General features: G+C 71.5%; 13 protein-coding genes. 6 read left to right on the forward strand and 7 right to left on the reverse strand.

The genetic code is table 11. The features are described 5' to 3' along the window. Positions 1 to 66 precede the first annotated feature (66 nt). The 5 genes from A4U64_RS07120 to A4U64_RS07140 are packed head-to-tail and all read right to left on the reverse strand — an operon-like array spanning position 67 to position 5,247. Entirely contained in the window at positions 67 to 1,623 is a 1,557-nt protein-coding gene (locus tag A4U64_RS07120) for an MFS transporter (protein ID WP_044476116.1), read from the reverse strand. A gap of 15 nt (positions 1,624 to 1,638) precedes the next feature. After that, positions 1,639 to 2,616 (reverse strand): glycine betaine ABC transporter substrate-binding protein, encoded by a 978-nt coding sequence (locus A4U64_RS07125; protein WP_006939655.1) that lies wholly within the window; start codon positions 2,614 to 2,616, stop codon positions 1,639 to 1,641. Next, complete coding sequence (locus A4U64_RS07130) at positions 2,613 to 3,419, reverse strand: ABC transporter permease (RefSeq protein WP_043801414.1); 807 nt, start codon at positions 3,417 to 3,419, stop codon at positions 2,613 to 2,615. Before A4U64_RS07130 ends, A4U64_RS07125 begins: the two co-directional genes overlap by 4 nt. Next, entirely contained in the window at positions 3,416 to 4,606 is a 1,191-nt protein-coding gene (locus A4U64_RS07135; protein WP_065922372.1) for an ABC transporter ATP-binding protein, read from the reverse strand. Before A4U64_RS07135 ends, A4U64_RS07130 begins: the two co-directional genes overlap by 4 nt. After that, positions 4,603 to 5,247, reverse strand: a complete 645-nt coding sequence (locus A4U64_RS07140) for an ABC transporter permease (RefSeq protein ID WP_029544703.1) — start codon at positions 5,245 to 5,247, stop codon at positions 4,603 to 4,605. The genes A4U64_RS07135 and A4U64_RS07140 overlap by 4 nt, the downstream gene beginning before the upstream one ends. A gap of 188 nt (positions 5,248 to 5,435) precedes the next feature. On the opposite strand from A4U64_RS07140, the gene upp reads away from it, so the two are divergent. Beyond that, positions 5,436 to 6,059 (forward strand): uracil phosphoribosyltransferase, encoded by a 624-nt coding sequence (gene upp / locus A4U64_RS07145; protein ID WP_065922373.1) that lies wholly within the window; start codon positions 5,436 to 5,438, stop codon positions 6,057 to 6,059. 379 nt (positions 6,060 to 6,438) lie between these two features. Then, positions 6,439 to 7,134 (forward strand): MspA family porin, encoded by a 696-nt coding sequence (locus A4U64_RS07150; RefSeq protein ID WP_006939646.1) that lies wholly within the window; start codon positions 6,439 to 6,441, stop codon positions 7,132 to 7,134. Positions 7,135 to 7,202: 68 nt separating this feature from the next. Here A4U64_RS07150 and A4U64_RS07155 read toward each other — a convergent pair whose 3' ends face one another. Both A4U64_RS07155 and A4U64_RS07160 read right to left on the reverse strand, forming a co-directional pair. Next, complete coding sequence (locus A4U64_RS07155) at positions 7,203 to 8,678, reverse strand: phospho-sugar mutase (RefSeq protein ID WP_006939645.1); 1,476 nt, start codon at positions 8,676 to 8,678, stop codon at positions 7,203 to 7,205. After that, the gene (locus tag A4U64_RS07160; RefSeq protein WP_006939640.1) at positions 8,675 to 9,487 is read right to left on the reverse strand and encodes a purine-nucleoside phosphorylase; all 813 of its coding nucleotides are present in this window, start codon (positions 9,485 to 9,487) and stop codon (positions 8,675 to 8,677) included. Before A4U64_RS07160 ends, A4U64_RS07155 begins: the two co-directional genes overlap by 4 nt. Before the next feature lie 65 nt (positions 9,488 to 9,552). Here A4U64_RS07160 and A4U64_RS07165 point away from each other — a divergent pair, with 65 nt between their 5' ends. Genes A4U64_RS07165 through A4U64_RS07180 form a run of 4 tightly spaced genes read left to right on the forward strand, consistent with a single transcriptional unit; the run spans position 9,553 to position 13,692 of the window. Further along, positions 9,553 to 10,251 (forward strand): enoyl-CoA hydratase/isomerase family protein, encoded by a 699-nt coding sequence (locus A4U64_RS07165; RefSeq protein WP_006939639.1) that lies wholly within the window; start codon positions 9,553 to 9,555, stop codon positions 10,249 to 10,251. 34 nt (positions 10,252 to 10,285) lie between these two features. Beyond that, the gene (locus A4U64_RS07170; protein ID WP_065923430.1) at positions 10,286 to 11,446 is read left to right on the forward strand and encodes a M20 family metallopeptidase; all 1,161 of its coding nucleotides are present in this window, start codon (positions 10,286 to 10,288) and stop codon (positions 11,444 to 11,446) included. Next, complete coding sequence (locus A4U64_RS07175) at positions 11,443 to 12,597, forward strand: M20 family metallopeptidase (protein ID WP_006939637.1); 1,155 nt, start codon at positions 11,443 to 11,445, stop codon at positions 12,595 to 12,597. The genes A4U64_RS07170 and A4U64_RS07175 overlap by 4 nt, the downstream gene beginning before the upstream one ends. A gap of 54 nt (positions 12,598 to 12,651) precedes the next feature. After that, positions 12,652 to 13,692, forward strand: coding sequence for an iron ABC transporter substrate-binding protein (locus A4U64_RS07180; protein ID WP_006939636.1), 1,041 nt, complete (start codon positions 12,652 to 12,654; stop codon positions 13,690 to 13,692). Positions 13,693 to 13,779: the final 87 nt, after the last annotated feature.

Genomic DNA, 13,779 nt, shown 5'->3' on the forward strand with positions numbered 1-13,779 from the left:
GCCGCGAGGAGCACCGGCCCCGGAACCGGGCGCACGAATCCGCGCACGGCAGTGGCGGATCGGCCGTCACGGCGTGCGCGCGCCGGCGCCGTCGGGTCGTCGCGGCATGAGGAAGAAGACCAGCACCGCGACGACGAGCGGCAGCGCCGAGACGATCAGCATGGTGGTCGCGACGCCCTCGGTGAAGTCGACGCCGAGGGTCAGCCCGTGGGCGAGCTGCACCAGGTTGGGGTCGTACCCGGTGGGGCCGCCGCTGTGGGACATCGTCATCGTGACGGCGTGCTCGGCCTGCTCCGCCTCCTGGACCGAGATGCCGCGAGTTTCGGCGTCCTCGAGCACTTCTCGCCGGTAGAACGCGTCGAGCAGCAGGATGTAGACGGTCGGGCCGAGGGCGTAGCCCATCATTCCGAACGCCGGCTGGACGGCGGCGATCGACCCGGTGTTGCCGGTCTCGGCCTGCGAGAGGATCGTGTCGGCGGTCGCGGTTCCGGCCACGAATCCGCCCAGATTGCTGGTCCACGTCGCCACGACGAGCGCCGCGACCGTCATCGTCGGGGCGACCGTCGCCGCCGTCACGAGGCCGCTCAGCACGATGACCAACAGTCCGGTCACCAGCACCGGGCGCGCGGTGTGCGCGGCGATCATCCGGCCGGCCAGCACGCTCGCCGCGGCGATCACGAGCGTGCCGGGAAGGTACAGCAGTCCGACGGCCTGCGAGGACATGCCCAGCACGTAGTCGCCGAGCTGGCCGAGCACTGTTCCCAGACCGGCCGCGAGCAGGTTCACGGTCAGGACCGCGAGCACCGCGAGGACGAAGGCGCGGCGCCCGAACAGCGACAGGTTCAGGGCCGGCTCCGGCGTCCTGCGTTCGTGCCACACGAACGTCGCGGCGGCGGCGACGCTGACGCTCAGGGGCACCCAGGCGCGCGGTTCGGTGAGCCCGTCGGGCACCGCTCCGATCCCCGCCACCAGGCCGAGCAGCGCCACCCCGAACAGACTCACACCGAGGACGTCGACTCCGCCCGCGGCCCGGCGCGGTGGTTCGTCGACGAACCGGACGATCAGTGTCAGCGCGATCAGCGCAAGCGGCGGGGTGACGAGGAACAGCGATCGCCAGCCGAACGTCTCCACGACCCACCCGCCGACCGCCGGAGTGATGCCGTACAGGACCGTGTCGACGGCCATGAGGACGCCGAGAGCCGTCGACCGCAGTTCGGCCGGAACGGAGGCGGTGACGAGCGCCAGCGACAGTCCCAGCAGCGCGGTCAGCGCCAGGCCGTCCAGGAAGCGCATCAGCAGCAGCACCGGATAGTTCGGCGCCAGCGACGACAGCAACCCGACGGCGATGTTGGCGACGAGGGCCCACACGAGCATGCGCGCGAGCCCGAACCGGTCGCCGAGAGTCCCGACCGCGAGGACGGATGCGGCCACCATGAGGGTGGAGGCGGCGGCGAGCATCCCGATCCGGTCGGCGGGAACGTCGAGACCGCGGCCCACGGTGGACAGATTGAGGGTCAGCATCAGCGGGTCGACGGCCGCGATCGCGTAGGCGATCGCGGGACCGAGAACGGTCAGGAGGATCCGGCCGGTGAGGCGCGGCGCGGCCTCGGCGCGTTCGGCCATCACGCACACCCCGTCCTACTCGATGAAGCCCTTCTCCACGAGCCAGTCGTAGGCCACCTCGGCCGGCTCCCGGCCGTCGACGTCGATCTGCCCGTTCAGCTCGATGAGGGTCTCGTCGGTCAGCTCCCGGGTGACGGGTGCGAACAGGTCGGCGATCTGCGGATTCTCGGTGAGGGTCTCCTCGCGGACGACGACGGCCACGTTGTAGATGGGGAAGAACGTGCGGTCGTCCTCGAGCACCGCGAGATCGAGCGCCTCGATCCGTCCGTCCGTGGTGAACACCTCCCCGAAGTTGCATTCGCCCCGGGCCGTCGCCTCGTAGATCGCCCCGGTGTCCAGGGTCTTGATGTTCTCCCGCGGGACCCCGGAGCCGAGGGGGATCCCGTACGTCTCGAGCATCGGCTGCAGGCCGTCGTTGCGGTTGGCGAACTCGGATTCCACGCAGAAGGTGCGTTCGGCGACCGGGATGTTCGCGATGTCGGAGAGGGAGTCCACGCCGAGGCGCTGGGCGTTGCGGCTGGTGGCCGCGAAGCCGTAGGTGTTGTTCATGGGGGCGGGCGGCAGCCACGCCAGATCGTTCTCGCGCAGGTCCTCGTCGCGCACGGCCTGGTACTGGGCCTGCTCGTCCGGGATGGCCTCCTCGTGTCCGAGGTAGGCGATCCAGGCCGTTCCGGTGTACTCCCACTGGAGGTCGACCTGTCCCTCGAGCTGCGCCTGGCGGGAACTGGCGCTGCCGGGGATGTTGGTCAGATCCGTGACGTCCGCACCGGCCGAGCGCAGGAGGATCACCGCCATCTTCCCGAGCAGGACTCCTTCCGAGAAGTTCTTCGACCCGACCGCGACGCTCGCCCCGTCGAGCCGTTGGACGGACTGCAGGGGACCGGCGAGCTCGCCGGTGGGGACGAAGCCGCCGGCGGTTCCGAGTCCGCAGGCGGTCAGGGTCGCCGCGACGAGCAGGGATCCGACGATGCGGGGCAGCAGGATCCGGGTCACCGGCGCAGCCCCTTCGGTTGCACCGTGAGTTCGAGGACCCGGCCCGCCCAGTCGATGAGCAGGGCGAGCAGCGCCACGAGCAGGGCCCCGCTGACGAGCACCGGATACCGGAAGAGGGTGATGCCGGTGACGATGAGGGAACCGAGGCCGCCGGCGTTGATGAACGTGGCCAAGGTGGCGGTGCCCACGAGCAGGACGAGGGCGGTGCGCACGCCGGTCATGATCACCGGTACGGCGAGCGGCAGTTCGACGCGCAGCAGCACCCCGGCGCCGGACATGCCGATTCCGCGGCCGGCCTCGACGAGCGTGGGGTCGATGCCCTCGATCCCGGTGATCGTGTTCCGCAGCACCGGAAGGACGGCGTACAGGGTCAGGGCGACGACCGCCGTTCCGAATCCGAAGCCGAGCCAGATCGCGAGCAACACGATCAGGCCGATGGCCGGGGCCGCCTGGCCCGCGTTGGCGATCCCCACCGCCACGGGTGCGAGTGCGCGTGACCTCGGCCGGGTCAGGGCGATGCCGAGCGGGACGGCCACCGCCACGACGAGGATCGCCGAGACCACGGTGAGCCCGACGTGTTGCCAGAGCAGGGTCGTGATCGTGGTCCAGTCGAGTTGCCGGGCCTCGATCGAGTCGAGGTCGGCGTTGCCCCGCCACAGTGCCCACGCGGCGAACACCACCGCCACCAGGACGGGGATGACGACGAGCAGCCCCGTGTTCTCACGCCCCGCGCCGGCGTCGCGCGAGCGTGTCCCGGTTCCCGCGGCGCGCGACGGCGCGGCCGGCTCGGCGTCGAGGCTCATATGCGGCTCCCGGTGTCGTCGGCGCCGGGCCCCGCCGAGCGTGGACCGGTGGGGCGGATCCGGTTGGTGACGGACTCGAAGTTCACCAATCCGAGGAATTCGTCGTGCCGGCCGGTCACGATCGCGGCCCCGTGCGCCGAGGTGAGCATCGCGTCGAGCGCATCGTTCAACGTGGCGTGCCGATCGAGCGTGATCACGCCTTGCGGTTCGCCGGCCGGGACGGACTCGGCGCCCTCGAGCTCGTGCACCCACAGCCACGCCACCGGCCGCCGTCGCTGGTCGAGGACCACGACGGTGTCGTCGTCGTTCGCCGCGGCGCGGGAGACAGCCTCGGCGGCGGGGCTTCCCACGGTGGCGGTGGTGCCGTCGACGAGGTCGAGGTCGTCGACCCGGCTGAGGGACAGCTGCTTGAGGGTGGACCCGGCGCCGACGAACTTCTCGACGAACCGGTTCGCCGGTGCCGAGAGGATCACCTCGGGGGTGTCGTACTGGGCGACGTGCGCGCCCTCCTCCATGATCAGGATGCGGTTGCCCAGCTTCACGGCCTCGTCGATGTCGTGGGTGACGCACACGATCGTCTTGCGCAGTTCCTCGTGGATGCGCAGCAGCTCGTCCTGCAGCCGGTGCCGGGTGATCGGATCGACCGCCCCGAACGGCTCGTCCATCAGCACCACGGGCGGGTCGGCGGCCAGGCCCCGCGCGACGCCGACCCGCTGCTGCTGGCCGCCGGAGAGCTCCCGCGGGTACCGGTCGCAGTACTTGCCGGGATCCAGGTTGACCAGTTCGAGCAGCTCCACGACCCGGTCCGCGGTCCGTCGCTTGTCCCAGCCCAGCAGCCGGGGCACGATCGAGATGTTCTGGGCGACCGTCATGTGCGGGAAGAGGCTGCCGCCCTGGATCACGTACCCGATCCGCCGGCGCAGGTCGTCGACGTCCGCGGAACGGACGTCCTCACCCCCGATCAGGATGGTGCCGGAGGTGGGTTCGACGAGCCGGTTGATCATCTTCAGCGACGTGGTCTTGCCGCAACCGGACGGACCGACGAACATCACGATCTCGCCCGCCGGGATGTGCAGGCTCAGTCCGTCGACGGCGGGCCGGGCCTGAGCGGGGAAGGTCTTCACCACGTCGACCAGGTCGATGTCGGTGCCGCTGATGCCCCCGGCGGAATGTGCTGGCGTGTTCATCGGGCTCGGATTCCCTTCGAGACGGTGACCTTGCCGATCGCGAGGAGCAGTGCGTCGAGAGCGAGGGCGAGCACGACCACGCCCACCGTGCCCACGAGCGCGGAATTCAGGGCGTTGGCGCCACCGATCTGGGACAGGCCCGTGAAGATGAACGAGCCCAGGCCGGGGCCGAGGACGTAGGCGGCGATGGCGGCGACCCCCATGGACATCTGGGTGGAGACCCGCACCCCGGCGAGGATGACCGGCCAGGCCAGGGGGAGCCGTACGCGGGTGAGCGTGCCGACCTCGCCCATGCCGAGGCCTCGCGCCGACTCGACGAGCGCCCGGTCGACGCCCTGCAGGCCGACGACCGCATTGCGCAGCACGGGCAGCGCCGCGTAGAACGCCACGGCGATGAACGCCGGGGTGACGCCGATTCCGACGAGCGGGATCAGGATGCCGAGCAGGGCGAACGACGGGATCGTCAGACCGATGGCGCTGAGCGCGTTCGCCACCGGTTCGAGCCGCGGGACGCGCGTGACGATGACCGCGATCACGACGGCGACGATCGTGGCGAGGAGGACGGCCTGCACGACCAGGCTCACGTGCTGGTAGGCGCTGAAGGCGATCTGTGCCTTCCGCTCGTCGACGAATTCCCACATGCGCACCCGTCCCGTCTCCCCGCACGCCCGACTGTCACGATGGCACACCTGCGGCGGGCTTCGGGCCGAGACGGAGAACCGCGACGGGGAACCCGGCAGGCACGGACCGTCGATCGCCGCCCGAGGGCGGGTGGTCCGCGGCCCCACTCGGCGGCAGGCACACGGTGGCCGCGTTCTATCCTTCCGGCATGGATTCGCTCGTCGTCGACCATCCGCTCGCCGCCGCTCTCCTCACGACCCTGCGTGACGAGCGCAGCGACAACGCCGCCTTCCGGTACGCGCTGCGCCGGCTGACCCAGATGCTGATCTACGAGGCGATCCGGGACGCCCCGGTGGAGCGGTTCGAGGTGCGCACGCCCGTCGCGAGCACGACCGGTGTGCGCCTGCAGCAGCCCCCGCTGCTGGTGCCGGTGCTGCGCGCGGGGCTCGGCATGGTGGAGCAGGCGCACGCGCTGATCCCGCAGGCGCGCGTGGGCTTCGTGGGGTTGGCCCGGGACGAGAAGACGTTCGAGCCGGTGCCGTACCTCGAGTCGCTCCCGGACGACCTGTCCGGCCTGCCGGTCTACGTGCTCGACCCGATGCTCGCCACCGGCGGCTCCATGGTCCACACGATCGAGCTGCTGGTCACGCGCGGAGCAACCGACGTCACCGCGGTGTGCGTGGTCGCGGCCCCGGAGGGGGTGGCGGCGCTCGCCGACTCCGGTCATCCGGTCCGGTTGGTGACCGCGACGATCGACGAGGGACTCAACGAGGACAGGTACATCGTCCCGGGACTCGGGGACGCCGGCGACCGCCAGTTCGGACCTCGCTGAGGCGGCTCGCGGATCCGCTTGCGCCGCACCGGCGATCCGCATCGCCGCCGAGATAGTCCTGTATGTCCTCTTTGTCTTTTGTGTGACAGGATTACAATAGAGTTTCTTTTGGGATCTGGCGCGGGCCCGCTCCGCGGCATTGCGCGCCTCGCCGGCATCCGGCCCGGAACCCGCGAAACCGCAGGACAGGAAGAGGTTCCGGTCGCGGTGCCGGACGTGAGGGGGTCCGGTCCGGAGCGGCGGTGTGTCCGGCCGATTCCGTCTCGTTTCGGCGAAGATGATCAACTCGCCTTCCGGACGGGGCTTCTGTGGTTACGCTCGCCGAGATCGGTTGGTTCGTCCACTGCCCTCGACCGTCCACGAAAATGAGGTCCGCTCGATGATCAACACCTTCTCCGGCAACAGGTTTCGACAGTGCGCCCGGGCCACCGCACTCGGTGCGGCCGCAGTGCTGGGCATGGTGGTGGGGTCCGGCAGTGCCGGAGCCGCTGTCGACAATGCCCGGACGCTGCCCCTCGGCAACAACAACGCCATCGAAGTGCTCCAGGCCGACACGTCGATCCAGTCCTATCCGCCGCTCGACAGCTCGCCCGTCAGCTTCGAGTTCTTCCACGACGAGGTCGTATCGGTCAACATCACCGGGCCGGACGCGGATTCCTTCCAGGACACCAAACTGACCATCGGATACCAGATCGGCTATCCCGTCGCCCTCAACGGTGCCATCGTGCACATCAACACCCCCAGCCTCGACTGGGAGGTTGGCAACGAGTTCGGCATCGGCGTCGAGCTCGCCCCCGAGTTCGCGCTCGGGCTCGACGCGAGCACCGGCGCGACGATCGGCGGTTCGATCATCCCCTCCCAGGAGATCGAGGTCGATCTTGCGCCCGGCGGCATCACCGACGTGGCATTCGTCCAGGACATGGAGTTCGACGGCAGGGCGGCGACCGTCCGGCTCGCGGGAGTCCACGGCTCGGTCTCGGGAGCGCTCGGCCCGGTCACGATCCGCCCGTACGCCAGGGCTGTCACCTCGAACAACGACACCGTCATCACATACGGGGTGCCGCACCGCCTTTGAGAATCGTCGTCGCTCCGGTGCCGGCTGTGACCGCGACACGCGGGCACCGCCGGCACCGACGTGCGTGGTTACCCGTCGCTCAGCGCGGATGCCCACGCGCGCAACGCCCGTAGGCGCGCCGTCGCGCCGCCGCGGTCACCGTCCGGGGCGACCGCCTCGAGATAGCACTTGAGCTTCGGCTCGGTGCCCGAGGGCCGCACCACGACCCGCACCGACGCCCCCTCGAGTACCACCGCGTCCGTGCGCAGCGGGCCGGCCGCCGTCGCGAGGTCGGTGGCCGTGACCGGCTCCCCGGCGAGTTCGGCCGGCAGCGCGGACCGCAGCCGGCTCATGATCGCCCCGATCCGCGCGAGGTCGGTCACCCGGATCGAGACCTGATCGCCGAGATGCAGCCCGAATTCGCGGTACAGAGCGTCGAGAGCGTCGACGAGCGTGCGCCGCCGGGTCTTCAGCTCCGCGGCGTAGTCCGCGACGACGATCGCCGTGGCGATGCCGTCCTTGTCGCGCACCGCATCCGGGTCGACGCAGTGTCCGAGGGCCTCTTCGTACGCGTACACCAGCCCGTCGCCCGCGCGGGCGAGCCACTTGAAGCCCGTGAGGGTCTGCGCGTAGCGGGCGCCCCGCGCGGCGGCGAGCTTGCCGAGCAGGGACGAGGAGACGATCGTCGTCGCCACCAGTGCACCGCGCGGGGCCCCCGCGAGAATCCGGTCGCCCAGCAGCACCCCGGTCTCGTCGCCACGCAGCATCCGCCAGCCGTCGGGCGTGGGGACGCCCACGGCACACCGGTCGGCATCGGGATCGAGGGCGACGGCGATGTCGGCGCCGACCTCGGCAGCGAGCGCGAGCAGGGCGTCGGCGGACCCCGGCTCCTCCGGGTTGGGGAACTCGACGGTGGGAAAGCGCGGGTCGGGCGCGAACTGTGCGTCGACGACGTGCACGTCGCCGAAGCCGGCCGCGCGCAGGGCTGCCACCGCGGTCTCCCCGCCGACGCCGTGCAGCGGCGTCAGCGCGACGCGGAGTTCCCGCGCCGCGGAGCGCGGCAGCGACGCGACGCGCGCGAGATACCGTGCCACCAGTTCGTCCCCCGCGGGTGCGACGGTGACGCGCGGCACCGACGACGCGTCGCCGACGGCGTCGATCGCCGCCTCGATCTCCCGGTCGTCCGGCTCGACCAGTTGTGCGCCGCCGCGGGTGTAGACCTTGTAGCCGTTGTCCGTGGCCGGGTTGTGCGACGCGGTGATCTGCACACCCGCGACCGCGTCGAGCGTCCGCACGGCGTACGCCGTCACCGGGGTCGGGAGCGGGCGCGGCAACGCCACGACGTCGAAACCGGCGGCCGCGAGAACCTCTGTGGCGGCGGCGAAGAACTCGGCCGATCCGGTGCGCGCGTCGCGGCCGACGACCACGGTGCCGCCGCCGGAGCCGCGCGCGTCGAGCCAGCGGGCCAGGCCCGCGGTGGTGCGGACGACCACGTCCTCGTTCATGCAGTCCGGGCCGTCGCCGACGGGGCCGCGCAGCCCGGCGGTGCCGAAGCGCAGGGTCACAGCCGGCCCGCCAGCTCACGCAGCAGGTCGCCCATGCGGGTGGCGGCGGCCCGTCCCGCCGCAAGGACCTCGTGGTGGTCGAGGTGCTCGCCGGTGATCCCCGCCGCGGCGTTGGTGACCAGGGAGATGCCGAGGACCCGGGCGCCGGCGGCACGCGCGGCGATGGTCTCGTGGACGGTGGACATGCCCACCAGGTCCGCGCCGAGTGTGCGCAACATGCGGATCTCGGCGGGGGTCTCGTAGTGCGGGCCGGGCAGGCCGGCGTACACGCCCTCGCCGAGGGTGGGGTCGATCTCGCGGGCGAGGGCGCGCAACCTCGGGCAGTAGGCGTCGACGAGGTCGACGAACTGGGCGCCGACGAGCGGCGAGCGTCCGGTGAGGTTGAGGTGGTCCGAGATCAGGACCGGCTGACCGACCGCGTGATCGGGCCGGATGCCGCCGGCGGCGTTGGTGAGCACGACGGTGCGCGCGCCGGCGGCGACGGCGGTGCGCACCGGATGCACGACGCGGCTCAGGTCGTGCCCTTCGTAGGCGTGGGTGCGGCCCGCGAGGAGCAGCACCGGGGTCTCGCCGACCCGCACCGAATGCACGGTGCCCGAATGTCCTTCGGCGGTGGGCGGGGCGAATCCCGGCAGTTCGCTCATCGGAACGTCGGCGACCGCCGTGCCGAAGCGCTCCACCGCGGCGCGCCAGCCGGAGCCGAGCACCACCGCGACGGAGTGCTCGGGCACGCCGGTGCGCTCGGCGAGTGCCGCGGCGGCGCGGGCGGCCTCGGCAGGGGGGTCGGCGATGGCGTCGGGTGCTCCCATGTCGGTCGACCCTAGCGCCAACCGTGTTGTTACTCACCGGTAGGTTCTGGCGCTATCCTCTCCGCATGCCATACCTCGAACGCGACGGCGACGTCTTCGTCCTCCACCTCGGCGACCGCTCCGGCGGCGACACCGAGAACCGCTTCCACCCCGACTGGCTCTCCGCCGTCCACGCGCTGCTCGACGAGGTCGTCGCGCACGACGGCCCCGCGGCGCTCGTCACCGCGGCCACCGGGAAGTTCTGGAGCAACGGCCTCGACACCGACTGGATCTTCGGGAACCTCCCCGGGCTGCCGGGTTACCTCGATTCCGTCCACGAGTTGTACGGGCGGATCCTCACCTTCCCCGCGGCCACCGTCGCGGCGGTGCAGGGCCATGCGTTCGGTGCCGGTGCGATGCTCGCGCTGACCCACGACTTCCGCGTGATGCGGGCCGACCGCGGCTTCTGGTGCCTGCCCGAGGTGTCGCTGAACATGCCGTTCACCGTGGGGATGTCCGCACTGCTGCGCGAGCGGCTGCCGATCCAGGCCGCGGTCGAGGCGACCACGACCGGCCGCCGGTTCGGCGGTGGTGACGCCCTCGCGGCGGGCATCGTCGATCGCGCCGTCGACGGCGACACCGTGCTGGCCGCCGCCGTCGAGCGGGCCGCCGCCCTGACCGGCACCCGGGGCGCCAACCTGGCGGGCATCAAGCGCGGTCTGCACGCGCCGCTGATCGCGGCGCTCGAGACGAAGACGGACGAGTCGAACTTCCGCCTCGGGTGAGGTGCCCTCGTTCCGCCCGTGCCAGACTGAGCGGGTGACGAGCGATGCGGACAGGGCGATCGAGGCTGCGTCGGACGGCCTGATCGCCCTGTCGCATTCGATCCACGCCGAGCCGGAACTGGCCTTCGACGAACACCGCAGCGCCGCGAAGATCGTCGAACTGCTGCGCGGCGGCGGATTCGAGGTCCGCACCGGGATCGCCGATCTGCCCACCGCGTTCGACGCCCGGTTCGGCAGCGGGGAACTCGTCGTCGGCATCTGCGCCGAATACGACGCCCTGCCCGGAATCGGGCACGCGTGCGGGCACAACATCATCGCCGCCGCCGCCGCCGGCGCGGGCCTGGGTCTCGCCGCGGTCGCCGACGCCCTCGGCATCACCGTCCGCGTCATCGGCACGCCCGCCGAGGAGACCGGCGGCGGCAAGGTGCTCATGCTCGAGCGCGGTGTGTTCGCCGACGTCGGCATGGCCCTGATGGTGCACCCGGGCCCGTTCGACATCACCGGGGCGACGTCGCTGGCCCTCGCCGACATCGCCGTCACCTACACCGGTCGCGAGGCGCACGCCTCCGCCGCCCCCGAATACGGCCGCAACGCCGCCGACGCCGCGACCGTCGCGCAGGTCGCCGTCGGCCTGCTGCGTCAGCATCTGCTGCCCGGCCAGCAGATCCACGGCATCGTCAGCGACGGCGGCACCGCCCCGAACATCGTGCCCGCGCACACCGAACTGCTGTACTACCTGCGGGCGACGACCGCGGACTCCCTCGCCGACCTGTCCGAGCGCGCCGGGAACTGCTTCGCCGCGGGGGCTCTCGCCGCCGGCTGCACGCACGAGATCCGCACCGTGTCGCCGACCTATACCGAACTGACTCCCGACCCGTGGCTGGTCCGGGCTTATCGTGAGGAGATCATCGGTCTCGGGCGCACGCCGCTGCCCGTCGAGGAGGAAGGATCGCGCCCGCTGGGCAGCACGGACATGGGAAACGTGACGAACGTGGTGCCGGGTATCCACCCGGTGATCGGTCTCGACTCGGGTGGGGCGGTGACCCACCAGGCGGCGTTCGCCGCCGCGTGCGTCACCGCCTCGGCGGACCTCGCCGTCCTCGACGGCGCCCGCGCGCTCGCCGCGACGGCGGCCCGGGCGGCGACCGATCCCACGCAGCGTGCACGGCTGCTCGAGAACGTGGCGCGCCGATGAACCCGTACATCGAGAAGTGGCTGGGCGAGCACACCGACGACCTGTCGGCGTGGCGCCGGCACATCCACGCCAATCCCGAACTGGCCCGTCAGGAGTACGCCACCACCGAGTTCGTCGGGAGCACGCTCGCCGCCGCCGGGCTCGAGCCGAAGGTGCTGCCGCGCGGCACGGGCCTGATCTGCGATCTCGGCCCCGAGGGCCCGCGGATCGCCCTGCGTGCCGACATGGACGCGTTGCCCATGCAGGAGCTGACGGGCCTGCCGTTCGCCTCCACCGTGCCGGGCGTGACACACGCCTGCGGGCACGACGCCCACACCACCGTCCTGCTCGGCACGGCGCTGGCGCTGCACTCGGTGCCCGAGCTGCCGGTGGGTGTGCGGCTGATCTTCCAGCCGGCCGAAGAGGTGATGCCCGGCGGCGCGCTCGACGTGGTCGCCGCGGGCGCGCTCGAGGGGGTGGCCCGGATCTTCGCGTTGCACTGCGATCCGCGGCTCGAGGCGGGCCGGGTCGGGGTGCGGGTCGGGGCGATCACCTCGGCCGCCGACACGGTCGAACTGGTCCTCGACTCGCCGGGCGGGCACACCTCCCGCCCGCACCTGACGGGCGATCTGGTGTACGGGCTCGGCACCGTGATCACCGGGCTGCCGGGCATGCTCAGCCGGCGCATCGACCCGCGCACGAGCACGGTGATGGTGTGGGGCGCGGTGACGGCGGGCAAGGCCGCGAATGCGATTCCCCGCACCGGCATGCTGACCGGCACCGTCCGCACCGGCGACCACGAGACCTGGGAGCTGCTCGAGCCGATGGTGCGCGAGATCGTGCACGGTCTGCTCGCGCCGACCGGCCTGAGCTACGAGCTGGACTACCGGCGCGGTGTGCCGCCCGTCGTCAACGACGAGGTGTCGGCCCGGATGGTCGAGGACGCGGTGCGCGCGATCGACCCGGACGCGCTGGCGGACACCCCGCAGTCCGGGGGTGGGGAGGACTTCTCCTGGTACCTCGAGCAGGTTCCGGGGGCGATGGCCCGGCTGGGTGTGTGGCGGGGGACCGGGCCGAAGCTCGACATCCACCAGCCCGACTTCGATCTCGACGAGCGGGCCCTGGCCGTCGGCGTACGGGTGATGACGAACCTGGTCCTGGGATCAGGTTAGGCTTGCACAACCTGTACGTTGCCTGTGAGTCGTCGCTCACGCCAGGAGGTCCGGATGCATTTTCGACGCAGAGCTGTCGCCGTACTGTCGGCCGGGGTCGTCGCCGCCGTGTTGGCCGCGTGCGGCAGCGACTCGGGATCGGGTGAGTCCGAGGGCGGCTCCACCGGTGCGCTCACCCTGTACTCCGGGCGCAGCGAGAACCTGGTCGGGCCGCTGATCGACCAGCTCGAGGGCACCCTCGGCTTCGAGGTCGACGTCGTCTACGGCAGCACCCCCGAGATCACCGGAAAGCTGGTCGAGGAGGGCGGCTCCTCGCCGGCCGACGTGGTGTTCACCCAGGACGCCGGTGCGCTCGGCCTGCTGGACCAGGCGGGGCTGCTCGAGACGCTGCCGGCGTCGGTGACCGAGCTGGTTCCCGCCGACTACCGCGCCGCCGACGGCACCTGGGTGGCGACCTCCGCGCGCGCCCGCGTGCTCGTCTACAACGACGAGAAGGTGCAGCCGCAGGATCTGCCCACCGGCATCGACGGCCTGCTGGACCCGAAGTGGAAGGGCCAGATCGGCTTCGCCCCGACCAACGCGTCGTTCCAGGCGTTCGTCACCGGGCTGCGCGTCGCGCGCGGCGAGGACGGGGCCCGCGCCTGGCTCGAGGCCTTCAAGGCCAACGAGCCGGTGGCCTTCGAGGGCAACGGCCCGCTGATGGAGGGTGTGGACACCGGCCAGGTCACCCTCGGCCTGACCAACCACTACTACTGGTACGGCCTCGCGGACGAGCGCGGTGCCGAGAACCTGAACGTGCAGGTCTACTACTTCCAGGCCGGTGATCCGGGCGCGCTGGTGAACATCGCCGGGGCCGGCGTGCTGAAGACCACGGACCAGAAGGAGCAGGCGGAGCAGTTCGTCGCCGCGCTGCTCTCGCCCGAGGCCCAGGCCTACTTCGCCGACGAGACGGCCGAGTACCCGGTCGTCGAGGGCGTCGAGACCAAGGACCAGCTGCGTCCGCTGTCGGAGATCGGCAACTCCGACATCGAACTCGCCGAACTCGCCTCGCTCGAGCAGACCCAGGCGTTGCTGCAGGAGCTGGGATTCATCTGATCCAGCTCGCCGCTCTCCGTCCCACCCGGCGCAGCCGGCCCGTTCTCACGCTGGCTGCGCTGGGTGTCTCGGTGTTCGCGCTCGCCC

This window comes from Rhodococcus sp. WB1, assembly GCF_001700945.1.
Lineage (GTDB): Bacteria > Actinomycetota > Actinomycetes > Mycobacteriales > Mycobacteriaceae > Rhodococcus > Rhodococcus aetherivorans.